The following is a 24,942-nucleotide window of genomic DNA, read 5'->3' as shown; positions in this document are numbered from 1 at the left end:
ACCGATAGACGGATTCGAATGTTCACAGATGTGGAGGAACCATGAAACTGGTAGTTGGCCGTGACGATCTCGCAGCCGCGGCGGAAAAGGCGGCCGCCACGGCCGGGACGCCATTGGAAAGGCTCGACGTCAAGCCGGTGCACAAGGCATCGCGCGGCTTCCTGAACGGCGGGTCGCCCGATATCTGCGAATTCGCCATCGTGACCCTGCTGCAGGCGGTCGCCTACGGCAAACCCGTTGTCCTGCTGCCGATCACCGCGCTGACCCGGTTCCAGCACCAGACCCTGGTGACGTGTTCGGACCTGTCGGTGCAGGACGTCGAGGGCCGCAGCGTCGGCGTGCGGTCCTGGAGCCAGACCACCGGCGTGTGGATGCGCGGATTTCTCGCGCAGCAGTACGGGGTCGATCTGCGCAAGGTGAACTGGATCGTGTACGAGGGCGGGCACGTCGACGAGTACACCGATCCCGAGTGGGTCAGTCACGCACCGGCGGGGGAGAAGTTGCAGAAGGACTTCCTGGAGGGCCGCCTCGATTTCGGCATCATGGGCAACGAACTCCCGTCGGACGAGCGCATTCACACGGCCATCCCCGACGCGCTGGAGGTCGCCGCGCAGTGGACTGCGAACAAGGGTTTCGCGCCGGTCAACCACATCATCGGCGTCAGCGTCGCGGCGGCGCGAGCGCATTCGGAGACGATCTGCGCGGTCTACGACGCCATGCGCGACGTCGTCGCCGAAAGTGCGGCATCCGGTGCGGCACAACGTGATTCGGCCGGTTTCGAAGCGCTTCGCGGCCCGATCTCCGAGGCCGCCGCCTTCGCGCTCGAACAGCAGGTGATCCCTCGACCGGTCGATTTCGACGAGCTGGTGGCACAGACGTGTGACGCTCTCGGAGTTCGGCCCGCACGCCTCGGCGGTTAGTCGGATGCGCGATTCAATGGTGAAACGCCGCAATCGACTCGGTGTACTCGCGGTGATTCTGGCGCTCGGTGCGGCGCTGGTGACCGCCTGCGGGAACTCCGACGGTCGCACCACGGTGACCGTCGGAGTCGGGGGCAGCATCTTCGACACGCAGTTGCACGTGGCCGACGCCAACGGCTATTTCCGCGCCGCGGGCCTGGACGTCAAGTTCGTGACGTTGACCGCCTCGATCGGCGCGGCGGCCCTGGAATCGGATTCGGTGCAGTTCTACAACGACAGCCCGACCGACTTCCTGACCGCCGTCGGTCGCAAGATCCCGGAAGTCGGGGTCTCGATGAACGCGGTCGGCAATCCGATCGGGCTCATCGTCAGCAAGAAGTTCGCCCAGGCGCACAACTTGACCGAGCGGACGCCGCCCGCGACGGTGGCCAAGGCCTTGATCGGTTCGACGGGCGGGGCGAGTTCGGCCACGACCCGGGGGCAGGCCGGGATCTTCATGCGTGCCTACGGGGTTCAGCCCTCCAGTGTCCGCTATGTGTCGCTGCCGAGTCCGGCCGCGGACAAAGCCGCGCTGAACAACAACCGGATCGACTGGTTCGTCACCTCGGAACCGATTCCGCTGGCGGTCCAGGCGGCCGGTGACGGCGTGGTCGTGGCGAGTCCGGAAACCGTTCCGGCATGGTCGATTCCGAAAACCGGATACGGCCAGATCGTGGTGGCCCGGCAGAGTTACGTAGACGAGCATCCGGACATCGTCCAGAAGTTCGTCGGCGCGATCGAGCAGGCCACGAAATATATGCATTCGCACGAGAACGAGTCGTTGGGCGTAGCCAAGAAGATATTGACCGGCATCCCGGACGCGGTGCTGCTGCGCAGTCTGCGGCAGGTCGATTGGCCCGAGAGCAACTCCATGAACGATTCCGGATGGAAAACCACCATGGCATTCCTCAACGCCGAGGGTGCGCTTCCCAAGGGAACGAAGATCACCCACACCAACTGGACCAATGAGTATCTGCCGCAATGACGTTCAGGGTGGACCCGGAAGGAACGAAATGGTAACCGCGGAGAATATCGAAAAGACTACGAGAAAAGTCGAAGCCGCCGCGCCCGCGCGAAAACGGCCGAAGGGCGCGGGGTGGAGCAACGGCATGGTCGTGACCATGCGCTTCGTGGTCATCGTCGCCGTCCTGGCCGTGTGGCAGCTGGTCAGCGGGACATTGATCCCGGATTACGCGATCAGCCGGCCGACCGAGGTCGCGGTGTCCCTGTGGAACACACTGATCTCCTCGAAGGGCTGGATCGATATCTGGGCGACCACCGTCGAGGTGGTGGTGGGATTCGGTCTCGGCATCCTGTTCGGCGCCGTGCTCGGGCTGCTGCTCGGCTCGTTCACCACGGCCGGGCGGGTGCTCGAACCGTTGATGGCGGCGATCAACGGCATTCCCAAGATCGCACTGGCCCCGCTGTTCATGCTGTTCTTCGGAATCGGCGCGTGGTCGAAGATCACGATCGCCGCGATGGGCGTGGCCTTCGTGATGTTCTACAACCTCTATCTGGGGCTGCGGCAGACCGATCGTGAACTCGTGCAAGGTATTCAGATGATGGGCGGGCGCACCCACCATGTGCTTTTCTACGTGACGATACCGACGCTCGCCTCACCATTCTTCGCCGCGCTCAAGGCGGGTGGTCCGCTGGCCATTCTCGGCGTCATCGGCGGAGAGTTCATCGCCTCGTCCAAAGGCGTGGGCCACGAACTGTTCAACTCCGCCATGGCTCTGGATGCGGCCGGGGAGTTCGCCGGGCTGATCATTCTGGTGGTGATGACCCTCATCCTGAACGGGTTGCTGAGCCAACTGGATGCCTACGCGCTCAAACGCCTCGGCCTCGGCGCACGCGGACCCGCCCAGCGAACCTGAGCGCCGCCTCGCACGCTCAACCGACCACGGCCGCAAGCCATTCCACGACCGGGCGCATCGTCTCCCAGGATTCGCGGATATGTTTTGCGGCACGTGGCGTTTCCAGCCAGGCGGGTGCGCCGAACTCCCGGCTCACCACCAGCGACCGGTGCCGCAGCAGTTCGATGCGGGGGTGGTCGGCCGGATAGCCCTTGGGGCGGGTCTTGAGCCGGTCGCCGCCGACGGTGTACCCGGCGTCGGTCAGGGTGGTCAGGATCTTCTCCAGCTCGTGCCCGCGGACCTCGTCGTCGATGGTGCTGCGCAGTCGCGAAAGTTGTTCCGGGGAGGCGGAATACAAGCCGCCCGCGACGAAGAGTCCCGGGGCGCCGATCTGTACGTACCACCCCGCGCCCGAGGCGACGTGCGCCACCGCGCCCTGGTGATTCTTGTAGGGCGTCTTGTCCTTGGAGAATCGCACGTCGCGGTAGGGGCGGAAGATCTTGGCCGGGCCGAAAGCGTCCTCCAGGTCGGCCACCAGCGCCGCCATCGGCTCGCGGACCGCGGAGTCGTAGAGGTGTTTGTGCGCGGTCCAGAACGCCTTGGAGTTGTCGGCTTCCAGGTCTTCGTAGAAGTCGAGTCCGGCCGGCGGGAATCCGGTGAATCGGCTCATCGTGCCAACCTAGCGCGACCCGTCGAGGGTCAGATCCCGCGGGGCGAAATGGTAGACGGCCAGACTCACCACCGTCGCCGCGACCGAGGCCAGACCGGCCCATTTCCCGAGGCGTTCGCCGCGTACATGCCCGATCGCGCCCAGGATCGCACCGATCGGACCCAGGAGCCACAGGCAGGACAACAGGGTGAGTCCGGCGCAGACGAAGGCGATAGCGGAGAACAGCCCGGCGACCGGGCGCAGTGCTGACGGGGCCGGATCACGATGTGGCGGAACGGGATCGGGGCCCAGGCATTTCCAGGTTCCGGCCGCGTCGTCCTCCGGGGAGCCGGGCCGCTCGGGTCGGTGGCCGCCCGGGTACTGCCAACTGGCGTCGGGATTGTCGGATTCCGGTCCCACGCCGCACCCCTAGCTGTCGGTAGTCGTCTCTACCGTAGTGGTTACCACGACAGCGCGATCCGCGCGCGGCGATCGCCTAGTCCCCCGGTTCCTCGACGACCTCCATCGCCGCGAGTTCGGCCGGCCGATCGTCCTCGGCGCGCTCCTCGTCCCGATGCCGCCGCCGAGTCCAGGACTGCTCCAGATCCCGGGCGATCCCCTGCCGCCCCCCGTCCTCGTGATACTCGATGACCAGATTGCTCGGCGGATCGGTGATGTACCGCTCGTATTCCCGAACCTCGTCGGCCTGCTCGTCATCACCGAGGTCGTAGTCGAGGTCAGTTTCGTCCTCGTCCATGTCCAGCACCTCGTCGACCAGTGGATCCGGCTCCTGATCCGCTCCCGATGCCGTGGTCATGGCACACCGCCTTCCGCCTGTGCCCCCAGTGGCTGTCAGCCCCAACCTACCGCCGATCCGGCGCGGAGAGAATGCTCAGACACACCGTTGCGGACGAACAACCAGTTCACCCCCCACACCACACACCCGCAGGCGAGCCCCGCCCAAAAGCGAGATATCCCCACCTACCTCCTCACCCCGAACCTGCCCAGCGACGAAGCGCCCGGCGCCCCCTTTCACGAGCAGCCACCCACACCCCGAAACACTCCCAGACCACCCCAGAACCCCCCGATGCCGCAGGCGAGCCCCCTTACGTGAGGGTCCGAGCCACCCCCCGGCCGTCTCCCGCATGCTCAGCGGCGAAGCGTCTCCGTCCCACCGGTAATCGCCCACACCTCGAAACACTCCCCAGACCACCACACTCCCCGATGCCGCAGGCGAGCCCCGCGCTCACGTGAGAGCCCGAGCCACCCCCGGCCACCTCCCGCGTGCCCAGCGGCGAAACGTCTCTATCCCGCTGGTAGTCGCCCGCGAAGCGAAAGGCTCAGCAAGGCCAACTCCAGGTTTTCGGCGCGGGCTCGTCGTTCAGCCCTCGAAGCGCATGGGCGAAGCCCGAGTCTCGAGGGCTGAACGACGAGCCTTACAGCGCCGAAAACCCGCCGCAGCGAAGCGGAGGCCAAAAATACAGCCCCTACTCCCGCCGGAGCCTGCGGAGGCCGCCAGCCCCTCACTCACTCCGGCAAGAGCGAAGCGGAGGCCCCCAACCCCGAAACCTCAAGCATTCCCGTTGAACAACCCCGTAACAGACCCATTCTCGAAAACCTCACGAATGGTCCGAGCCAACAACGGAGCAATAGACAACACCGTCAACGAAGAAAACTTCTTATCCTCGGTAATCGGCAACGTATTCGTGACGATCACCTCCTTCGCCCCACACGACGACAACCGCTCGGCAGCCGGAGCCGACAGCACCCCGTGGGTGGCAGCGATAACGACATCGCCCGCACCGGCCTCGCGCAGAACCCGCACGGCTTCGGCGATGGTGCCGCCGGTGTCGATCATGTCGTCGATCAGAATGCAGGTACGCCCTTCGACATCACCGACCGGCCGATGCGATTTGACCTGGTTGGGGACCAACGGGTCACGGGTCTTGTGGATGAACGCGACCGGCGCGCCGCTGAGCGAGTCGGCCCACTTCTCGGCGACCTTGACCCGGCCCGCGTCGGGGGATACGACGGTGACGTTCTCGGTGGAGTAGTGGGTGCGCACGTACTCCGAGAGCTGGACCAGCGCGTGCATGTGGTCCACCGGGCCGTCGAAGAAGCCCTGGATCTGGTCGGTGTGCAGGTCGACGGTGATGATGCGGTCCGAACCGGCGGTCTTGAGCAGATCGGCGACCAGACGCGCGGAGATGGGCTCGCGGCCGCGGTGCTTCTTGTCCTGACGGGCGTACGGGTAGAAGGGCAGCACCGAGGTGATCCGCTTGGCCGACCCGCGCTTGAGCGCGTCGATCATGATCAGGTGCTCCATCAGCCACTCGTTCAGAGGGGCCGGAAAGCTTTGCAGCACAAAGGCATCCGAGCCGCGCACGGATTCCTCGAACCGGACGAAGATCTCGCCGTTGGCGAAATCGCGAGCCGTCTGCGGGGTGATGGAGACGTCCAGCTCCTTCGCGACCTGCTCGGCCAACTCGGGGTGAGCGCGCCCCGAGAACAGCATCAGGTTCTTCTGGTTATCCGTCGAGAATGCGGTCACTCTCTGTCGCCATCCTTTTGCTCGGTTGCTTGACTCGCTGTACCCGCGGCCTCGAGTGCCTCGGCCGCGGCCTGTGCTGATGCGGTCCCTGGACGTTTCCGCTGCACCCAGCCCTCGATATTGCGCTGTGCACCACCCGAGACGGCCAGAGCGCCGGGCGGAACGTTTCTACGCAGCACAGTACCCGCCGCGGAATAGGCGCCGTCACCCACCGTGACCGGGGCGATGAACATGGTGTCGCTGCCGGTCCGGACGTGTGAGCCGATCGTCGTGTGGTGCTTGTTCACACCGTCGTAGTTGACGAACACGCTGGACGCGCCGATGTTGCTGTACTCGCCGATGGTCGCGTCGCCGACGTAGGTCAGGTGCGGCACTTTGGTGTGCGCGCCGATCGAGGCGTTCTTGGTCTCCACGAAAGCTCCGAGCTTGCCGGAGATTCCGACGATGGTGCCGGGCCGCAGGTAGGCGAAGGGGCCGATGGAGGCCGAGGGGCCGATGGTCGCACCCTCACCGTGGGTGCGCACCACGCGCGCGCCGTCGCCGACGATCACGTCGGTGAGTGTGCTGTCCGGCCCGACTTCGGCGTCCTCGCCGACGACGGTGTTGCCCATCAACTGCACCCCGGGCCGCAGCACCGCGTCGCGGCCGATCCGCACGTTCGCATCGACCCAGGTGGTGGCCGGATCGATGACGGTGACTCCGGCGCGCATATGGCGTTCGAGGATGTAGCGGTTCAGGGTTCGTGCGGCCGCGGCCATCTGCACCCGGTCGTTGACGCCGGTCACCTTGTTCGCATCGATCAGCCGCGCGCCGTGCACCGGATGCCCGGCTTCGCGGGCCAGCTTCAGCACATCGGTCAGGTAGAGCTCGTGCTGCGCGTTGGCGGTGGTGAGGCGACCGATCATGACCCGCAGGACGGTGGCGTCGAAGACGTACACACCCGAGTTGACCTCGTTGATCGCGGCCTGTTCCGGGGTGGCGTCGGCATGTTCGACGATCTCCAGCACCCGGCCCTTGTCGTCGCGGACGATGCGGCCGTATCCGTTCGGATCCTCGGGCTCGAAGGTCAGCACGGTGACCGCGGAACGTTCGGGGTAGCTGCGATGTTCGTCGAGCAGGGCCGAGAGGGTGTGCCCGTCCAGCAGCGGCACGTCGGCGGAGGTGACCAGCAGATCGCCGGTGAAGTCCTCCGGCAGTGCTCCGAGTGCGCACTGCACGGCGTGCCCGGTGCCGAGCTGCTGCTCCTGAACGGCCGGGACGATCTCCCGATTCAGTTCCGCCGCAACGGCATTCACTGCCGCGCCGACCTGGTGGCGGTCGTGGCCGATGACGGCGACCAGGTACGTGGGGTCGATCTCGTCGGCGGCATGCAGCGCGTGCGCGAGCATGCTGCGTCCGGCCATCGAGTGCAGCACCTTCGGTGTCTTGGACCGCATTCGAGTTCCGGCTCCGGCAGCGAGAACGACGACGGCGGTCTGCTGTGGCATGGATCTCCCTCGGCTGGCGTCGTCGGGTGTCGTCGTCAGTATCGGATGTCATCGGGTGGGGCGGGCGCGGACCACCATAGCCACCGCGCTCCCGAGCTCCGCCGCCAGGACTCGAACCTGGACTAACTGAACCAAAATCAGTGGTGCTGCCATTACACTACGGCGGATTGTCACACCGGCGGATCTCGCGAACCCACCGCTGCGCCACGGCATGCGCGTAGATCCTCGCATGCCCAGGGGCTGATCCGCCACTCTGATCCGCCTCTCCGGGACTTCAGCGTGCTTCTCCGCCCCTCCGCGCCTTCAGCGTGCCGTCGGATGACCGCGGGCTCGGGCGTCGGGCCGACGGTCAGGAGCGGCGTCGGACGTGGGCGTACCCGGGGAGTTACCCATGTACGTGCGAAATCGGTTGGTACGTCGGTATCGCACGAGACTGTGCCGTGGGGACTCGCGTCGGCGGCCGACAGTCGGGTGCCAGGTGAACTCGTGCGCGCCGGTGATTCGACGGTCGAGGAGGCCGGGCGTCGGGTCGGGTTGCCGTCGATGGCTCACAGGAGATGAGTTATTGGTGATTCTGCGGTGGCCGGAGCGTTGCGGGACGGGTGGGAAATGGGGAATTCGTACTGGAATCCGGGGGTGAAGATGTGGTGTTCAACAGACCGCGCGACAGGGTACCGCGCGCGCGTCGTGAACGGTCTGCAAGAGTTGTCGTGGCAAGTTGGACGGATGCGCAGGGAGGTGGTGGGTGATGACCTCGGGTGATTCGAACCGGGTGGGGCGGGCGCGCATGACCGGAACCCAACGGCGGCAACAGTTGATCGAAATCGGTCGGACACTGTTCGCCGAACGCGGTTACGACGCCACCTCGATCGAGGAGATCGCACAGCGGGCTCAGGTGTCCAAACCTGTTGTCTACGAACATTTCGGCGGTAAAGAGGGGCTGTACGCGGTCGTCGTGGACCGGGAGATGTCCTCGCTGCTGCACATGGTCACCTCCTCGTTGACGCAGAATCGGTCCCGGGTGCGCCTGGAACAGGTGGCACTGGCGTTGCTGACCTATATCGAGGAACGCACCGACGGATTCCGCATTCTGATGCGCGATCAACCCGCCGCCGCGGCCGAGGGCACCTACTCGAGCCTGCTGAACGAGGCGGTCAACCAGGTCGCACACATTCTCGCCGGGGATTTCGGCCGACGCGGCTTCGACACCAGCCTGGCCACGCTGTACGCGCAGGCATTGGTCGGCATGGTCGCCACGGCCGCGACCTGGTGGCTGGACGAGCGCGAACCCTCCAAGGAAGTGGTCGCCGCGCATCTGGTCAATCTCTGCTGGAACGGGCTGACCCACCTCGAGGCCGATCCGCAACTGGCGTCGGAATGGCCCAGCGGGGTCCCCGAATCTTCCGGCGGCGCAACACCGTAATTCGCCTCGCGCGTCGGTACGGTGCGTAATCGGCGGAGGAACTGGACAGTTAACCCAAAATTAGCGACGGAGGCCGGTCTGAATGCTCGATTCCACTGGCGCGGGCCGGTCGGATGGTACGGTTCACCCATCCTTCAAGTGCTGTTCGAGCTGTGATGTCGGTCAACTTCGGGATGTCGGTCTACTTCGGGATGGCTGGATTGAGGACAGGCGGATCTGATGGCTAGGCAAGCGCGCGCGGAGATCACGCGCGATTCCGTCCTTGCGGGCGCGGCCGATGTCTTTCTGCGCCTGGGCTACGCGAACGCGAGCCTGAGCGAGATCATCGCGCAGTCCAATGTCACCAAGGGCGCGTTGTACTTCCACTTCGGCTCCAAGGAGGAGCTGGCTCGCGCGGTGGTCGACCAGGGCAACGAACGCCTGGTCAGCGCATGTCAGGGCTTCTTCGATCCGCGGGTGCCCGCACTCGAGGCATCCATCGGAATCACCTACGTGGTAGCCGATCTCACCATGAACGACCCGATGGTCGGCGCGATGCTCAAGCTGACCCATCAGATCGGCGACTATCGCGGCGCCAGCGGCGACAACATCGCCAAGACCTGGGGTGAGACGCACCGCCTGCTCGCCGAACGCGCTGTCGCTCAGGGGGATCTGAAGAGTGACCTGGACCCCGACACGATCGGCATGCTGCTGCAGGAGATGACCGCGGGCGTGCACATCACCGCCGTGGGCACGGACTCGATCGACCAGATGGCCGTACGCATGGAACGTCTCTGGTACTTCCTGCTTCCGTCGATCGTGCCGGAGGAGAAGCTCGCGTACTTCCGCGAGTTCGCCGCGCGTCGTTTGCGCCGCTACGTGCCGTAGGGGCGCTCACGGGCCAATAACCTAAGTGGTACAACAATGTCGTACCTGAGTGGTACGATATTGTTGAGACCGAACTTAGGGGTGTTTCGATGACTATCAGTGCCAGCGATGCTCGTTCGCGGTTGTTCCCGCTGATTCAGCAGGTCAACGACGACCACCTGCCTGTCCGCATCAGTTCGAAGGGTGGGGACGCGATACTCATGTCCGCCGAGGACTATGACTCGTGGCAGGAGACCATCTATCTGCTTCGTTCTCCTGCCAACGCCCGGCGGCTGATGGAGGCCGTTGCTCGTGATCGTGCGGAAACCGCCGACGTGGTCAAGACAATGGACGAGCTGGAATCGCTGGCAGGTGATGTGTGAGGAGCATTCGCTTCGATCCCGCTGCGTGGGAGGACTTCCTGTTCTGGCTCGGCGCGGATCGCAAGATGGCCAAGCGCATTACGCGACTGATCGGTGAGATCCAGCGTGAGCCGTTCAGCGGGATCGGCAAGCCGGAGCCGTTGAAGGGTGAGTTGTCGGGGTATTGGTCGCGACGCATCGATGATGAACATCGGCTCGTGTATCGGGCTGACGACAAGGAAGTCAAGATCATGAAGGCGCAGTACCACTACAACGAGTGAGTGCGCGGGTGCTGGGTGGGGAGCTGTCGGGGGTGGTGATTAGACTCGGTTGGCCGCCGTGTGATGCCCATTTGCGCCAGGAGTCTGTTCATGTCCACCCAACGCCCACCTCTTGCGGGACTGGCCGCGGTGGCCGGTGCCGATACTGCGCTTGCCGAGGTCAGGGGGTTGGTGGGGCATTCGCCGGTGCAGTTGGTGGCCCCGTCGGCAGCGCGGCCGTTCGTGGCGGCGACGCTGGCGGGGGAGCGGCCGCTGGTGGTGGTCACCGCTACGGGGCGCGAGGCCGATGACCTGACCGTGGAGCTGGCGGAGATCGCCGGGCCGGGTGTGGCGTTGTTCCCGTCGTGGGAGACGCTGCCGCACGAGCGCCTCTCGCCCAGTGCCGATACGGTCGGGCGCCGTCTGCAGGTGTTGCGGCGGCTGGCGCATCCGGAGGATCCGTACGCCGAGCCGCTGCGGATCGTGGTCACCACGGTCCGGTCGCTGATGCAGCCGATGGCCTCGGGGCTGGGCGATGTCGAGCCGGTGGTGCTGCGCGTCGGCGCGGAATTCGAACTGGACGAATTGATCGCTCGGCTGGTCGAATTCGCCTACGAGCGGGTCGACATGGTCGGCAAGCGCGGCGAATTCGCGGTGCGCGGCGGCATTCTCGACATCTTCCCCCCGACCGCCGATCACCCTGTGCGCGTGGAGTTCTGGGGCGAGGAGATCAGCGAGCTGCGGGCCTTCGCGGTCGCCGATCAGCGCTCGCTGACCGACATCACGGTGGAAGTCGTTGTCGCGCAACCCTGTCGTGAGCTGCTGCTCACCGAGGATCTGCGAGCTCGCGCGGCCGAGGTCGCCGCCGACAACGCCGCCGACGCCGCCCTGGTGGAGATGCTGGACAAGCTCGCCGAGGGCATCGCCGTGGAGGGCATGGAAGCGCTGCTGCCGGTGCTGCGCCCCCAGGGCCTGGAACTGCTCACCGACGTCCTGCCCGACGGAACCCATGTGCTGCTGTGTGATCCGGAGAAGATCCGCACCCGCGCCGCGGATCTGGTGCGCACCGGTCAGGAATTCCTGGAAGCGTCCTGGACGGCGGCCTCGTTCGGCGCGACGGCCCCGCTGGGCGCGCACGGCCTGGATCTGGCCGCCTCGGCCTACCGCGGCCTGGACGTCATCCACGCCGACGCCGACGCTCGTGAACTGCCGTGGTGGACGATGAGCCCGCTGTCCTCCGGTGATCCGGCCGAGGTCGTGCTGCCCGTCCTGGCCGCACCGGCCGCCCGCGGTTCCGAGGAACTCGTCGCGACGGTCTTCGCCTCGCTGCGCGCACATGTCAGCAGCAGTGTCGATGCGGCGTCCGCGGGGCCCTCCGTGGTTACGCAAGCTGCCGCCTCCGGGCCCGACGCTACCGCCGGTGGGCGCGCGGTCATCGTGGTAGCCGGACACGGTACGGCGCAACGCATTCTGGAACGTCTCGCCGATGCCGAGGTTCCCGCGGCGACGCTCGAACCCGGCGCGGAACCGGTGCGCGGTCTGGTCGGAGTGCTGTGCGGTTCCCTGCACGACGGCGTGGTCTTCGACGACGCGAAACTGGTCGTCATCGCCGAATCGGATCTGACCGGCAACCGCGTCACCGCACCCGGCGAGGGCAAGAAGCTGCCCGCGCGGCGTCGCAACCAGGTCGATCCCCTGGCGCTGAGCTCCGGCGACATGGTCGTGCACGATCAGCACGGCATCGGCCGTTTCGTCGAGATGATCGAGCGCACCATCGGCGGCGCGCGCCGGGAGTACCTGGTCATCGAATACGCGCCGAGTAAACGCGGCCAGCCCGGCGACCGGCTGTTCGTGCCGATGGATTCGCTCGACCAGCTCTCCCGCTACGTCGGTGGCGAGATGCCGAGCCTGTCCAAACTCGGCGGTTCGGATTGGTCCAATACCAAACGCAAGGCGCGCAAGGCGGTTCGCGAGATCGCGACCGAACTCGTGCAGCTGTACGCGGCGCGTCAGGCCGCCCCCGGACACGCCTTCGCCTCCGACAGCCCGTGGCAGCAGGAGATGGAGGACGCGTTCGCGTTCACCGAGACGCACGATCAGCTCACCGCCATCGCCGAGGTCAAGTCCGATATGGAGAAGGCCGTCCCGATGGACCGGGTGATCTGCGGCGACGTCGGCTACGGCAAGACCGAAATCGCGGTGCGCGCGGCGTTCAAGGCCGTGCAGGACGGTAAACAGGTCGCGGTGCTGGTGCCCACGACCCTGCTGGCCCAGCAGCATCTGCAGACCTTCGCCGAGCGCGTCGCCGGATTCCCGGTGACCGTGAAGGGCCTGTCCCGCTTCACCGATCCGGCCGAATCGCGAGAAGTGCTGGAGGGCATGACGACCGGCGAGGTGGACATCGTCGTCGGCACGCATCGCCTGCTGCAGACCGGTGTGCGGTGGAAGGATCTGGGCCTGGTCGTCATCGACGAGGAGCAGCGGTTCGGCGTCGAGCACAAGGAGCACATCAAGGCGCTGCGCACGCACGTGGACATGCTGACCATGTCCGCGACGCCGATTCCGCGCACCCTGGAGATGAGCCTGGCCGGCATCCGCGAGATGTCGACCATCCTCACCCCGCCCGAGGAACGGCATCCGATCCTGACCTATGTCGGCGCGTACAACGACAAGCAGGTCGCCGCCGCGATTCGCCGCGAGTTGCTGCGCGACGGCCAGGTGTTCTACGTGCACAACCGGGTGTCCTCGATCGACAAGGCGGCCAAGCGGATTCGCGATCTGGTGCCCGAGGCGCGGGTGGCGATCGCGCACGGTCAGATGAACGAGGACACCCTCGAGCGCACCGTGCAGGGGTTCTGGGAGCGCGAGACCGACGTGCTGATGTGTACCACCATCATCGAGACCGGCCTGGATATCTCCAATGCCAACACGTTGATCGTGGAACGCGCTGATGCACTGGGGCTTTCGCAGTTGCACCAGTTGCGCGGCCGGGTCGGGCGCAGCCGCGAGCGCGGTTACGCGTACTTCTTGTATCCGCCGGAGAAGCCGCTCACCGAGACCGCCTATGACCGGCTGGCCACCATCTCGCAGAATTCGGATCTGGGCGCGGGTATGGCCGTGGCGATGAAGGATCTCGAAATCCGCGGCGCCGGTAACGTTCTGGGCGCCGAACAGTCCGGACATGTCGCCGGTGTCGGCTTCGATCTGTACGTGCGGCTGGTCGGGGAGGCCGTGGAGGCGTATCGCGCCGCTGCCGACGGCCGTCCGATCGTCACCGACGAGGAGATCAAGGAGGTGCGCATCGATCTCCCCGTGGACGCGCACATCCCGCCCGACTACATCTCCAGCGACCGCCTGCGCCTCGAGGCATATCGCAAACTCGCTGCGGCACAGGATGATGCGGCGCTGGCCACGGTGGTGGAGGAACTCGTCGACCGGTACGGGCCGCTGCCGGTGGAGGTGGGCCGGCTGGTGTCGGTCGCCAAGCTGCGGCTGCTGTGTCGCGAGTACGGGCTCACCGAGGTCGGTGTCACCGGGACGACGCTGAAACTCTCGCCGATGCAGCTGCCCGATTCCAAGCAGCTGCGCCTCAAGCGCCTCTACCCGACGGCGACCTACCGCCCGACCACCGGCATCGTGCAACTGGCGTTGCCGCGGGTGCAGGACAGCGTCGGCGCGGCGCGGGTGCGCGACGTGCAACTGCTCCAGTTCATCGCCGACATGCTGCTCGCACTGGACGGAAAGCCGCAGGGCACAGTCGATCTGCGCGTCGCCACGGAGGTGTCGGCGGCGCGATGAGTGCTCCCGAATCCGATGCGGCGGATCCGGCGCACACGGCCGATTCCGTCCAGATGGCGCACGGCCTGTCCGAGGCCGTCGAGGTGATGGACCGGCTGTGGAGTTTCGGTGGTTGGGAGGTCACCCAGACACACGATTCCCTGCGCCCGTACCTGCTCGAGGAGACCTACGAGCTGCTCGACGCGATCCAGCAGGGCGATACGGCCACCATCAAGGAGGAACTCGGCGATCTGCTGCTGCAGGTGCTGTTCCATTCCCGAATCGCCGAGGCCGCAGGCGAATTCACCGTCGACGACGTGGCCGCCGCCCTGGTCGCCAAACTCGTGCACCGCAGCCCGCACCTGCGCGAGGATCCGATCGATCCCGCTGCCACCGTCGCGGAGAAGATCGCCGCCCAGGAAAAAGCCTGGGAGGAAAGGAAATCCGCGGAGAAGTCCCGCCGCTCCTGCTTGGACGGCATAGCCATGGCCCAACCCGCCCTGGCCCTGGCCGAAAAGGTCCGCTCCCGCAGCGCCAAGGCGGGCCTGCCCGAAGACCTCGTCCCCGACCTCCTCCGGGAAATCCGTCTCGGCGCCCCCGAAAGCGCCGAGGAACGCCTCCGCAAAGCCACCCTCACCTTCGCCGACGCCATCCGCACCGCCGAAGACACCGCCGAACAGGCCCGCGGCCACCGCGCCGCCCTCACCGCGGCCGACTGGCACACCTACTGGCCGCACTGAGCGCGTTCGGTTATGGCCCGATGTAGTCGGATCTGCGATGATCTCGGCATGAGCGCCCCGGACAAGCATCGTGAACTCCGTCTGACCGCGGAGGAATTTGCAGACGGAAAGGCAGACGGTCTCGGCGATATCGAGATCGTACAGGGGCTGATCATCCGGCTGATGGCTCAGAGTCCACTGCACAGCCGTGTCGTTCGGCGGCTGGCCGGGATGTTGGAAGCCGCGCGACGTCCCGGTGGTCCCTGCATGGTGGTTGATTCCGATGTCGCGGCGCGATTCGTAGATTCGGAGTCCTCAGCCGAGGATCGGCGATTGAACATCCGCTATCCCGACGTGTGGATTCGCGATTGTGAGCCCTACGACGTCAACTACGTGCGTGAGCACATCTTGCTGGTGGTCGAGGTGACATCCGGATCGACCATCGATGTGGATATCAACGACAAGCGCATTCAGTATGCGACAGCCGGGATTCCGATATATCTCATCATTCGGCTCGATCAGAAGGAAGAACGGATCGAGGAGATCGAGGAGTATCGGCTGGACTGGTCTGGGCGGCGGTATCTGGTGCATACCGTGCATCGGCGGGTGTTGTTGCTCGACGAGCCGGTGGAGGCGACGATTCCGTTCGATGCGTTGGAGCGGGCGTAGAGTCAGTCGGCGGCGGCGAATGATGTTGTGGGGGTGGGGATTCGGGTGTGGGTGGTGCGGTAGCGGCCGGGGGTTCGGCCGAATTGTCTGGTGAAGGCGTGGGAGAAGGCGTACGGGGTGGCGTAGCCGACCTGAGATGCGATGGTGGCCAACGGGTCTGCGGTGTCGCGGAGTAGGACTGCGGCGCGGGTCATGCGCCACCAGGTGAGGTATGCCATCGGGGGCCGGCCGATCAGGGCGGTGAATCGGCGGGCGAGGGTGGCACGGGAGACGCCGGTCTCGGCGGCGAGGCGGTCGATGGTCCAGGGGGCGGCCGGGGCAGTGTGCAGAGCGCGCAGGGCGGCCGCGGTGATCGGATCGGTCAGTGCGGCAGGCCACAGGCCGGTACTGGATTCGGCCATCCACGCGCGGATCATGTAGATCAGCAGCAGGTCGAGCAGGCCGGGGACCGCGATGCACGAGCCGGGGCCGCGCCGGTCCAGTTCCAGTCCGAGCAGATCGATCGCGGAGCGGAGTTCGATGCGGTCACCGATGCGGGTCGGCAGGTGGATCAGCTGCGGCAGTTCGGCGACGAGAGGGTGCTGCCCTCGGCGGTCGAGCCGGTATTTACCGCACAGGATCTCGAATTCGGCAGTGTCCGAAGATATTTCAGGTATCTGCGTATCGCGCCATCGTTCGAACGGCACCGCGCGGGCCACGGCTCGCTCGTCCAGTGGATGGTCGGCGAGTACGTGCTCGATGCCGTGCGGCAGCAGCACCGCGTCGCCGGGCCCCAGCAGAACCGGATCGCCCGTGCCGGGGAGCACCCAGCAGCTGCCCCGCAGGACGATGTGGAAACCCGCGCCGTCGTAGGGGTCCAGCCGGGTGGACCACCCGCTCTCCCGGGTGCGCAGTCGGCTCGACGACGGCTGTCCCAGGCGCATGGCGGCGATCGCGTCGCTCAGTACATCCATGCGGTCCAGGATAGCGATTCGGATCAATATCGAGACTTATACGTATCTGAAGGAGATTATCGAGCATTGATCAGCTCATTTGGTATCCATAGTGTGGGAGGTATGGAAAGTTCACAGAGCATCGTGCTCGGCGAGGTCGAGATCTTCCGGGTCATCGAATGGCGAGGGCCGTTGATGCCCGGTCCGGAACTACTGCCCGACACCACCGAGCAGACCTGGCGGGACAATGCCGACTGGCTCGCCCCGGACCACTGGGACTCCGACAGCGAACGCACCGTGGCCGCGATCCAGACGTGGGTGTTGCGCAGCGGGGGCCGCACCATCCTGATCGACACCGGTGTCGGCAACGATCGCGAGCGACCCGGACGAGAGTTGTTCCACCATCGGCACGGCGACTTTCCCGATCGCATGGCACGGGCCGGTGTGCATCCGGACGAGGTCGATATCGTGATCAACACCCATCTGCACGGCGATCACGTCGGCTGGAACACGCACGACGTCGACGGTGAGTGGGTCCCTACCTTCCCCGATGCGCAGTACTTGATGCCGGCCGCCGACGAAGCGTACTTCGGCCCCGGCAACAACTACGCCAACGGCCGCCGCCCCGACGACAAGTTCCTGTACGAGGACAGTCTCGCTCCTGTTCATCGCGCAGGTCAGAGCGTCCTGTGGGAGGGCTCCTACCGCATCGACGAGAATCTCACCCTCGAGCCCGCCCCCGGTCACACTCCCGGTTCCTCGGTGGTTCGCCTGGCATCGGGCGGCGACCGCGCCGTCTTCGTCGGCGATATGGTGCACAGTCCGATGCAACTCCTGCATCCGTCCTGCAGCAGTTGCCTGTGCCTGGATCCTCGCGAAGCCGCGACCGCCCGCCGTCGCGTCGTCGAACGTGCCGCCGACGAAAAGGAATTGGTGATACCCGCCCACCTCGGCGGTTCCGGTGCGGTTGAAGTCCGCCGCGCGGGAAGCGGTTTCGTGCTCGGCGAATGGGCAGCCATGAGTGAGTCGCGCTGAATTGCTCTGGGCTGCTACAGAAAAGCGACGGTGCGGGAGCGGTACGACGGATGGTCGGTGCCGGCAGCGCGAGCCATCCGAGGGGATGTGCCGATCGATCAGGTGATCCTGCATGGGCGGCTCGGGAGATGCCGAGCAGGCGTCTGCTAGCGGGAATACCCTTGTGGGGCTTCGCTTTCAGTGGTGGTTGGGGACAGTGCGTAGCTGACGGCTTCGGCCGGGGTATGTGCCGTGATCGAGGGATTCGGTACCGGTGCGCCGGTGCTGTCGAGCACTTGCCAGCCGCCGAGCGTGATCACGGGAACCGTGCCGCGACGGTGGGCGAGCGCGAATTCCGAGAGGGTGCCCCAGGATCCGCCGATGACGATCACCGCGTCGGCGGAGGAGACCAGGACGGCATTGCGCGCCTCGCCCATATTCGTCCGGATCACCGCGGAGAGTCCGGCACAGGCCGTGGCCGGATCGTCGTCGGGCCGGATGCCGATGACCAGTCCTCGGGCCGCGCTCGCCCCCGCGGCCACCGCCGCCATCACCCCGGCGCCGCCGCCGCACAACACCGTCACCCCGGCCTCGGCCAGCAGCGCGCCGACGACCCGGGCATGCTCCGCCTCGGCCGCGGTGCATTCCCGCGGACCACAGACGGCGACCTGAATCGGCGACACGGCCTACTCCCGGCAGGCGTTCCGACGTATGCGCATGGTGAACAGGCTAGGCGTCGGGATCGGTGACCGAAAGCCATCGCACGGTGAATTCGCCGCGCCCGAAACGCTCGAGGTCGCGCGTGATGGTATCTCGGAGGCGTTGCAGCGCAGTGGCTTCCGCGGCATCGATCCGCACGAGAAGTGCGCCGGACTCGGCGCGCAGAGTGCAGTGCCCCCAGGGTTCGAGGTGCACCGTCGCGGCGGTGTCGGTCGCCTCGACTCGCACACGGACCTCATCGTGTGCGGCCCGGCTCGTTCCGTGCGCGCGCATCCGGTGACCGCCGCCGGACCCCATAGCTGTTGCGTGACTACAGAATTGGCGCAGATACCGTTCCGGGCGTCCGGTGGGGATGCGCGTTTCGAGGGTGGGCATCGCGATCAGATCCCGGTGATCTCTGCCCGCGGTGATGTTGTGGTGTGCATGGGCGTTCCTGTCGAAATAAGGGAGTCCGAGCCGGACCGTTCCGACTTTATCGAGACACAGTGTCTATGGTCAATACATAATGTCTCGAGTGGTTCATCGCGTATGGTCGACCCGTGCCGAAGCTGTGGAACGAGACCGTCGAGGCGCATCGGACGCAGGTGCGGGACGCGATCGTGGACAGTGCGGCGGCGCTGGTCTTCGAACATGGCCTGCGCGCGGTGACGATGTCGCAGATCGCCGAACACGCCGGAATCGGGCGCGCGACCCTGTACAAGTACTTCCCCGATGTGGACGCTATTCTGCGCACCTGGCACACCCGCCGGGTCGAGGAACACCTGGCGGAGCTGGTGCGGGTGCGTGCCGGATCCGGCACCGCGGGCACCCGCCTCACCGCGGTACTGCGTTCCTACGCGCACGGCGTGCATCGCGCGGGGCGTCACGATCGAGGACTCGTGCAGGCGCTGCATCCCGACGAGCAGATCTCCGATGCCCGAAACCGGCTGCGGGAGTTGGTATCCGAGCTGATCGCCGAGGCGGCCGACGGCGGTGAACTTCGCGACGACATCGCCGCGGACGAGCTGGCCGACTACTGTCTGCACGCCTTGGCCGCCGCCGCGGAACTCGGCTCCGCCGCCGCGGTGAACCGGTTGGTGGCGGTCACTGCTGCCGGGCTACGGCTGCAGGTCGAGGTCGAATGACGATGATCGCGTCCGATCCGGGCCGCTCAGCCCTCGGCGAGATAACGCTCGACGCTGGCCACCTTCGAGGTCATGCCATCGCTCACCCCGGGGCGCACATCGGCCTTGATGACCAGGCTGCAGCGGGAGGAGACGGCCATGACGGCGTCGGTGGCCTGTTTGATCACGGCCATGACCTCGTCCCACTCGCCCTCGACGGTGGTGAACATGGAGGTGGTCTCGTTCGGCAGGCCGCTGGCGCGCACGACGCGCACCGCCTCGGCGACCGCGCGTCCGACCTCTTCGCCGGACCCGATGGGCGTGACGGAGAAGGCGGCGATCATCGTCGAACCTCGGCCAGCGAACGTAAGGTCGCCACCCGGGATTCGAGATACTGCAGCTCCGATGCGTCCAGCACCTCGCGCTGTATGCCGGTGGTGATGGCGAATGCGGACTGGTGGTGATCGTCGATCACGTCGACGTCGATGTCCACGGCCGTGTAATCGTCCGCGCCCGGCATCGGATCGGCCAGCACGTGCGCCCGGCCCCGCGCGCACAGCGCGACATTGCCGCCGCCGAGAATCAGCAGCGCCACCTCCGGACGTGCCCGCAATCGTGCCAGCGACCCGCGATCGGACTTGAGGCTCAACAGAATTCGACGATCACCGGCGCGCACCGGCCAGGAGACGGGAATGGCGTGCGGCGCCGGATCGGTCGTCACGAGAACCGCGATCGTATCCATCGGCCACTCCGGCAGGGTGTCCAGTTCGGGATGTTCGGTCGAGGACTCGTGACGTTCTCGGGCTCCGGTTACCATCTCTGCTCACCTCACGGTCGGCTATGCGGCGGGCTGTGCCACAGTTAGCAGTGTAAGCCGTTGCGCCGCATGACCGCTGGCCACGCATACGGTTCGGGACAGCGCGCGGATTTCGATGGTATGCCTATCCTCAATTACGAGTGAGAGCTGTGTGCGCGACGGTCACTCGGGGCTCGTTCGCGACGATTTCGTTACTGCCGTGAAAAATGCGTCGGACCTGCGCGGGTATGGATTGACTAATCGGTCTCGCTCGTTGCATCATTCGTAACAGTTCCTCGTCGAGTCGAGGTCTGCAGAGTTACCGGCCGATGGCCGTCCGGTGAAGTTCGCCGGGTGGCGCCGTGTGCGGGGTATGCGCACGCAGCCGGCGATCGTCACAGCAAATCAGCGACGCTTCCATGCGTCCGTCCGTGAGTGAGGTGAGAACGAATGGGATTGCGATCCTCTCGCCATCGATTGTGGGCAGCCTTCCCGAACAGTCTCACCGCGGCGGGGCGAATCCGGGTTCTTCCCTAGCGCTCAACGGTTCTGCCGAGCCCTCCGCCGTGGTGGTGGAGGGCGCTGTGTGTGTTTGTCAGTCAGTCAGGGGTGTGGATGCCCGTATTCCGTCGATTCGACGGCACGGGCCGATGTGGAAAACAGGAGATCGGTGATGACGGAATTCGATGCAGTGGACGCGACCGGGTGGGCCGAAGGCTCCAACGCGGTGCGCAATCTGTCGGTGTCGGCCGCGGTGATCGACGATTTGCGTTATCTGCGAAGTGAATTCGCAGCGGCGGAGGTGCCGTGTCTGCTGGTGCGGGATGCGGCGAGTCGTCCGGTGTTGGCCGTGGATTCCACGTACCGCACGGCATTACGCCGCGTGCTGGGCGCGTCGATGATCGCCGGGTTTTCCTGTAATGAATTGCGCCGCAATGTTATTCGATTGGGCAGAGATGCCGATCCGGCGCATCACGTCGATATCGAACTGTGGGACCAGCACGGCGACACCGTCGAGTGCCCACGTCCCAATGCGTTGACCCGCACCGTATTCGACCTCGCCGACGTCACCCGCACCACGGTCCTGCTGTTCGACACCAGCTGGCCCACCCTCGACGGCATGTTCGCGCCGCATCCGGCCGACGTCGGCTTCGACATCGATATCGTCTACTCCTGGGTGGACGGCGCCGATCCCGAATTCCGTGCTCGCCGTGCGGGAATGATGGCGCAGGTCGTCGTCGGCGAGGGTGATGCGGCCGATGCCCGCATCCGCCAGATCGACGAACTGCGGTACGCGCTGCGCTCGGTGCACAAGAACGCACCCTGGATCCGGCGCATCTTCATCGCCACCGATTCCGCCGTGCCCGGCTGGCTGGCGCAGGATCCGAAGGTGACGATCGTGCGTGCGGTGGACCACTTCTCGGACCCCGCCGGGCTGCCGGTGTTCAACTCGCATGCCATCGAATGTCAGTTGCAGCACATCGAGGGTCTGTCCGAACACTTCCTGTACTCCAACGACGACATGTTCTTCGCCCGTCCGGTCCGTCCGTCGATGTTCTTCACCCCGGCAGGGATCAGCCGGTTCGTCGAGGCGGGCACGCGAATCGGCCCGGGTGCCAACAACGAACGGCGCAGCGGATTCGAGAACGCGGCCCGGGTGAACCGGCAACTGCTGACCGAACGGTTCGGCCCGCTGATCACCCGGCATCTGGAACATACGCCGGTTCCGTTGCGTCGCAGCGTATTGCACGAGATGGAACAGGAGTTCGGTGCGGATTTCGCCCGCACCCGGGCCAGCCGGTTCCGGGCGGCCACCGACATCTCGGTCACCAATTCGCTGTATCACTACTACGCCCTGCTCACCGGTCGCGCGGTACCCCAGGAGACGGCGAAGATGCGCTACGTCGACACCACCAGCCACAGCGGCCTGGGCATGCTCCCTACCCTGACCCGCCGCCGCAACGTGGACTTCTTCTGCCTCAACGACGGCAGCTTCCCGGAGGTCGCCGAAACCGAACGGGTTCGCGCGGTGTCGGAATTCCTGCAGGGCTACTTCCCGGATCCGGCTCCGTGGGAACTGATCACCGACGACGATCCGCTCGCAGCACTCGAACCCGGTGCGGCCTGACCGGATTCGGATCGCTCCGGGTCTCGGTGCGACCGGGCAGCGTGTGTGAGACGCGCCCGGTCCGGGGCGGCGCCGGCCTCAGGGCACTGCCTTGCCGTCGGACTCCGGTGCCGGGGTGTTGCCGGGTAGCGCGTGCGGGATGCGCCCGGCCTCCGGGATGACGATCCCGGCCTCGCGTAATCGCTGCGCCGCCTGTTCGGGGGTCGCGGGCCGTCCGACGGTCGGCCCGTCGCCGAGCGGGACCACCGAATGCACGACCGTGTCCGGGTAGACGTGCACGTAGTTGAAACTCTGCGCACCGTCGCGGCCGCGCTGGCCGCCGTCGGTGACGGCCAGATCCTGGCTGTAGCAGGCTGAGGACGCCACCGAGACCGGGATTCCGGCGAATGTCGCGGTGGTGGAGAAGTGCAGGTGTCCGGCGAGGATGGCCCGCACATCGGTGCCGCGCAACACCTCGGCGAGGCGGCGCTGGTCGCGCAGCTCGACCGTGACGGCCAGATCCTGGATGCACGGCACCGGCGGGTGATGCATGGCGAGGATGCTGCCGAACGGCGCGGGTTCGGCCAGAACCGAACGCAGCCAGGCCAGTTGGGTATCGGTGACCTCGCCGTAGTGCTCGCCGGGCACGGTCGTGTCCAGAACCACGATGCGCAGTCCGTCGACGACATGCACCCGATCCAGGGGTTCGGCCGAACCGGGCTCGTCGAGCAGGCGCGTACGCAGGGTGGCCCGGTCGTCGTGATTCCCGGGCACCCACACCACGGGTGCGCCGAGTTGCTCGGCGAGCGGTTCGACCAGTGCGCGCAGCCGGTCGTACGCATCCGACTCACCCTGATCGGTCAGATCGCCGGTGAAGACGATCGCGGCGGGGGTGATCCGGCTGGCCTCGGCCTGGGCGAGCAGCCCGCGCAGCCGTTCGACCGCGTCGACCGCGTCGTAGAGCGCACCGTCGCCGACCAGATGGGTGTCGCTGAAATGGAACAGAATATGGTCCGGTCGCGGGTATTCCGCGACTCTGTTGCTGGGCACCGGACTCCTCCCCGCGCTCGCTCGTCGTCGTGACGGGCACTGTGGCTTCGTCCTCGTTGCCGAGAATAGCGAAACCCGTCCACTCCACAGTGCCCGTGGCCGATGACGACACGCTTACGCGCAGATGAGCGGTTGGGCTCAGGTGTGGCCCGGCAGGCTACCGGCCAGCAGCCTGGGCTCGGCCTGTTCACGCGTGTCCAGATGCGCGAAGTACCGGCGCAGCATCAGCCCGGCAGTGGTCGCCAGACCTGCGGTCAGGCCCCACCAGACCCCGGCCGCACCCAGTCCCAGCGGGAAGGCGAGGATCAGCGCTGTGGGCAATCCCACAATCCAGTAGCCGACCAGCGACAGCCGGAATCCGGCCTTGGTGTCGGTCAGGCCGCGCAGCAGACCGTTGCCGATGTTCTGCGCCGCATCGAAGAACTGCAGCACGATCGCGATCAGCAGCAGCGTGTGCGCCAGATGGATGGTGCCGCGATCGTGGCTGGTCAGGAAGGGACGCAGCACGATGCTCGGCATGACGAGGTACAGCACGCCCACCAGTGCCGCGACCACCGCAGCATGCCGCAGCGCCAGCCAGGCCAGTGTGCGGGCGCGGCGGTACTCGTCTCGTGCCGCGGTCCGGCTGACCAGGATCGATGCGCCGTGCGAGAGCCCGACGGCCACCTGGAAAACGATGTACACCAGCTGATAGACGACATTGTGCGCGGCCAGCGCGGCCGGGCCGAGACTGCCCATGACCAGGGCCAGCACCGAGAACAGGCCCGCCTCCGAGCCGTAGGTCAGCGCGATCGGCGTGCCGAGGCGCAATTCCGCCATCACGGTCGAGCGGCGCACCGGCCACGGCCGCAGCGGCAGGGTCGCGCCGAGTTCGGCATCGTGGTGCACCATCAACCAGAACGCCACGAACATGAGCAGGAACACCAGCGAGGTGGCCACCCCGACGCCGGTCAGGCCCATCGCCGGAATACCCGCCCAGCCGTGCATGAAGGGTAGGGCCACAACGAGATTCAGCGCGACCGAGCCGAGCGTCACCAGCAGCAGCGCCTGCGGGCGCTGCATGCCGACGGTGTACTGCCGAATCACCTGGAACCACAGGCACGGCAGCAGTCCGGGGGCGAGCGCCACCATCATCGGCCGGGCCTGTGCGAGGACCGCCTCGTCCTGGCCGAGCCACCGCAGCGCCCAGCCCAGGCCGATGAGTACGAGTCCGCCCAGAATGCCCGCGATCGTCGAGATCAGCAGGCTCGCGCGGACCACCTCGCGGATCTCCGTGTCGGCCGGGGCGTTTCGCTTCTCGGCCCGGCTCAGCGCGGTCGCGACCTGATTACCGGTCGCGGTGATCAGCCCGACGCACATGGTGCGAATCTGGTTGAACAACACCAGCGCCAGCCCACCGGCGGCGACCTGATCCACTCCGAGGGAGCCCATCAGCGCGATATTGGTGGTCGACACCGCGACCTGGGCCAACTGGGTCATGGCGATCGGCGTCGCGAGGGCGGTCAGCTGCCGCCCGTCCGATCGCATCGTCGTGTTGCTCATCGTGCCGCCCCATCGGTGAGAATTACATTCTCACTTAGGTATACCTTACTTGGGGAGAGTTTTGGAAACCGCCTTCTCGTCATGGTAGAGGGTCGATATCCCGGTGGTGGCGGGATCGGT

The 24,942-nt window shown here is 66.3% G+C and carries 25 protein-coding genes and 1 tRNA gene; 13 read left to right on the top strand and 13 right to left on the bottom strand.

Features of this window, described 5'->3' with window-relative positions; all coding sequences use genetic code 11:
* Positions 1–41: 41 nt before the first annotated feature.
* From K7711_RS00955 to K7711_RS00945, 3 genes are read left to right on the top strand one after another with little or no spacing between them, the layout of a single operon-like run.
* Positions 42–920: a substrate-binding domain-containing protein gene (locus K7711_RS00955; protein WP_222963998.1), complete on the top strand. Its 879-nt coding sequence runs from the start codon at positions 42–44 to the stop codon at positions 918–920.
* A 4-nt stretch (positions 921–924) separates the two neighbouring features.
* On the top strand, positions 925–1,944 hold the full coding sequence (locus K7711_RS00950) for an ABC transporter substrate-binding protein (RefSeq protein ID WP_222963996.1): 1,020 nt from the start codon (positions 925–927) through the stop codon (positions 1,942–1,944).
* A 28-nt stretch (positions 1,945–1,972) separates the two neighbouring features.
* Complete coding sequence (locus K7711_RS00945) at positions 1,973–2,836, top strand: ABC transporter permease (protein WP_222963994.1); 864 nt, start codon at positions 1,973–1,975, stop codon at positions 2,834–2,836.
* A gap of 16 nt (positions 2,837–2,852) precedes the next feature.
* Here the strand turns inward: K7711_RS00945 and K7711_RS00940 are convergent, their stop codons facing one another.
* The 6 genes from K7711_RS00940 to K7711_RS00915 all read right to left on the bottom strand — a co-directional run bounded on the left by K7711_RS00940 (position 2,853) and on the right by K7711_RS00915 (position 7,669).
* Positions 2,853–3,485, bottom strand: a complete 633-nt coding sequence (locus tag K7711_RS00940) for a DUF2461 domain-containing protein (RefSeq protein ID WP_222963992.1) — start codon at positions 3,483–3,485, stop codon at positions 2,853–2,855.
* Between the two features lie 9 nt (positions 3,486–3,494).
* Positions 3,495–3,884: a hypothetical protein gene (locus tag K7711_RS00935; RefSeq protein ID WP_222963990.1), complete on the bottom strand. Its 390-nt coding sequence runs from the start codon at positions 3,882–3,884 to the stop codon at positions 3,495–3,497.
* Between the two features lie 76 nt (positions 3,885–3,960).
* Positions 3,961–4,281 carry a hypothetical protein gene (locus K7711_RS00930; protein WP_235746501.1) on the bottom strand — a complete coding sequence of 107 codons (321 nt, stop codon included), beginning with the start codon at positions 4,279–4,281 and terminating at the stop codon, positions 3,961–3,963.
* Between the two features lie 753 nt (positions 4,282–5,034).
* Positions 5,035–6,015, bottom strand: a complete 981-nt coding sequence (locus tag K7711_RS00925) for a ribose-phosphate diphosphokinase (RefSeq protein WP_222963989.1) — start codon at positions 6,013–6,015, stop codon at positions 5,035–5,037.
* Positions 6,012–7,502 (bottom strand): bifunctional UDP-N-acetylglucosamine diphosphorylase/glucosamine-1-phosphate N-acetyltransferase GlmU, encoded by a 1,491-nt coding sequence (glmU, locus tag K7711_RS00920; protein WP_222963987.1) that lies wholly within the window; start codon positions 7,500–7,502, stop codon positions 6,012–6,014. The genes K7711_RS00925 and glmU overlap by 4 nt, the downstream gene beginning before the upstream one ends.
* Before the next feature lie 96 nt (positions 7,503–7,598).
* Positions 7,599–7,669: transfer RNA gene (locus K7711_RS00915), tRNA-Gln, on the bottom strand.
* Positions 7,670–8,289: 620 nt separating this feature from the next.
* Between K7711_RS00915 and K7711_RS00910 the strand changes: the two genes are divergently transcribed.
* The 7 genes from K7711_RS00910 to K7711_RS00880 all read left to right on the top strand — a co-directional run bounded on the left by K7711_RS00910 (position 8,290) and on the right by K7711_RS00880 (position 15,558).
* On the top strand, positions 8,290–8,925 hold the full coding sequence (locus K7711_RS00910; protein ID WP_040827915.1) for a TetR/AcrR family transcriptional regulator: 636 nt from the start codon (positions 8,290–8,292) through the stop codon (positions 8,923–8,925).
* A gap of 219 nt (positions 8,926–9,144) precedes the next feature.
* Positions 9,145–9,792: a TetR family transcriptional regulator gene (locus K7711_RS00905; protein WP_040827914.1), complete on the top strand. Its 648-nt coding sequence runs from the start codon at positions 9,145–9,147 to the stop codon at positions 9,790–9,792.
* Between the two features lie 89 nt (positions 9,793–9,881).
* On the top strand, positions 9,882–10,154 hold the full coding sequence (locus tag K7711_RS00900; RefSeq protein WP_222963985.1) for a type II toxin-antitoxin system Phd/YefM family antitoxin: 273 nt from the start codon (positions 9,882–9,884) through the stop codon (positions 10,152–10,154).
* A complete protein-coding gene (locus K7711_RS00895; protein WP_222963983.1) occupies positions 10,151–10,414 on the top strand; it encodes a Txe/YoeB family addiction module toxin in 264 nt (87 codons plus the stop codon). The genes K7711_RS00900 and K7711_RS00895 overlap by 4 nt, the downstream gene beginning before the upstream one ends.
* A gap of 90 nt (positions 10,415–10,504) precedes the next feature.
* The gene (gene mfd, locus K7711_RS00890; protein WP_222963981.1) at positions 10,505–14,191 is read left to right on the top strand and encodes a transcription-repair coupling factor; all 3,687 of its coding nucleotides are present in this window, start codon (positions 10,505–10,507) and stop codon (positions 14,189–14,191) included.
* A 53-nt stretch (positions 14,192–14,244) separates the two neighbouring features.
* The gene (locus K7711_RS00885; protein ID WP_235746672.1) at positions 14,245–14,910 is read left to right on the top strand and encodes a nucleoside triphosphate pyrophosphohydrolase; all 666 of its coding nucleotides are present in this window, start codon (positions 14,245–14,247) and stop codon (positions 14,908–14,910) included.
* Positions 14,911–14,958: 48 nt separating this feature from the next.
* Entirely contained in the window at positions 14,959–15,558 is a 600-nt protein-coding gene (locus tag K7711_RS00880) for a Uma2 family endonuclease (RefSeq protein ID WP_222963977.1), read from the top strand.
* Between the two features lie 2 nt (positions 15,559–15,560).
* Here the strand turns inward: K7711_RS00880 and K7711_RS00875 are convergent, their stop codons facing one another.
* Positions 15,561–16,511: an AraC family transcriptional regulator gene (locus tag K7711_RS00875; RefSeq protein WP_222963975.1), complete on the bottom strand. Its 951-nt coding sequence runs from the start codon at positions 16,509–16,511 to the stop codon at positions 15,561–15,563.
* A gap of 102 nt (positions 16,512–16,613) precedes the next feature.
* On the opposite strand from K7711_RS00875, the gene K7711_RS00870 reads away from it, so the two are divergent.
* Complete coding sequence (locus K7711_RS00870; protein ID WP_222963973.1) at positions 16,614–17,525, top strand: MBL fold metallo-hydrolase; 912 nt, start codon at positions 16,614–16,616, stop codon at positions 17,523–17,525.
* Between the two features lie 146 nt (positions 17,526–17,671).
* Here the strand turns inward: K7711_RS00870 and K7711_RS00865 are convergent, their stop codons facing one another.
* Complete coding sequence (locus tag K7711_RS00865) at positions 17,672–18,187, bottom strand: SLOG cluster 4 domain-containing protein (protein ID WP_308014382.1); 516 nt, start codon at positions 18,185–18,187, stop codon at positions 17,672–17,674.
* 46 nt (positions 18,188–18,233) lie between these two features.
* Positions 18,234–18,599 (bottom strand): DUF2218 domain-containing protein, encoded by a 366-nt coding sequence (locus tag K7711_RS00860; RefSeq protein WP_222963971.1) that lies wholly within the window; start codon positions 18,597–18,599, stop codon positions 18,234–18,236.
* A gap of 164 nt (positions 18,600–18,763) precedes the next feature.
* Between K7711_RS00860 and K7711_RS00855 the strand changes: the two genes are divergently transcribed.
* On the top strand, positions 18,764–19,348 hold the full coding sequence (locus K7711_RS00855) for a TetR/AcrR family transcriptional regulator (RefSeq protein WP_222963969.1): 585 nt from the start codon (positions 18,764–18,766) through the stop codon (positions 19,346–19,348).
* A gap of 26 nt (positions 19,349–19,374) precedes the next feature.
* On the opposite strand, the gene K7711_RS00850 is transcribed toward K7711_RS00855, so the two are convergent.
* Both K7711_RS00850 and K7711_RS00845 read right to left on the bottom strand, forming a co-directional pair.
* The gene (locus tag K7711_RS00850) at positions 19,375–19,671 is read right to left on the bottom strand and encodes an MTH1187 family thiamine-binding protein (protein ID WP_222963967.1); all 297 of its coding nucleotides are present in this window, start codon (positions 19,669–19,671) and stop codon (positions 19,375–19,377) included.
* Complete coding sequence (locus K7711_RS00845) at positions 19,668–20,144, bottom strand: pyridoxamine 5'-phosphate oxidase family protein (protein ID WP_222963965.1); 477 nt, start codon at positions 20,142–20,144, stop codon at positions 19,668–19,670. The genes K7711_RS00850 and K7711_RS00845 overlap by 4 nt, the downstream gene beginning before the upstream one ends.
* A 652-nt stretch (positions 20,145–20,796) precedes the next feature.
* Here K7711_RS00845 and K7711_RS00840 point away from each other — a divergent pair.
* Positions 20,797–22,251: a stealth family protein gene (locus K7711_RS00840; RefSeq protein ID WP_222963963.1), complete on the top strand. Its 1,455-nt coding sequence runs from the start codon at positions 20,797–20,799 to the stop codon at positions 22,249–22,251.
* A gap of 78 nt (positions 22,252–22,329) precedes the next feature.
* Here K7711_RS00840 and K7711_RS00835 read toward each other — a convergent pair whose 3' ends face one another.
* Positions 22,330–23,280 (bottom strand): phosphodiesterase, encoded by a 951-nt coding sequence (locus K7711_RS00835; RefSeq protein WP_222963961.1) that lies wholly within the window; start codon positions 23,278–23,280, stop codon positions 22,330–22,332.
* A gap of 138 nt (positions 23,281–23,418) precedes the next feature.
* Positions 23,419–24,822 carry an MATE family efflux transporter gene (locus tag K7711_RS00830; protein ID WP_222963959.1) on the bottom strand — a complete coding sequence of 468 codons (1,404 nt, stop codon included), beginning with the start codon at positions 24,820–24,822 and terminating at the stop codon, positions 23,419–23,421.
* Positions 24,823–24,942 lie beyond the last annotated feature (120 nt).

The sequence above is a fragment of the Nocardia coffeae genome (assembly GCF_019890715.1).
Classification (GTDB): domain Bacteria; phylum Actinomycetota; class Actinomycetes; order Mycobacteriales; family Mycobacteriaceae; genus Nocardia; species Nocardia jiangxiensis.
The sequence above is the reverse complement of the archived record's forward strand: the minus strand, read 5'-3'. Positions and strand labels throughout refer to the sequence as shown.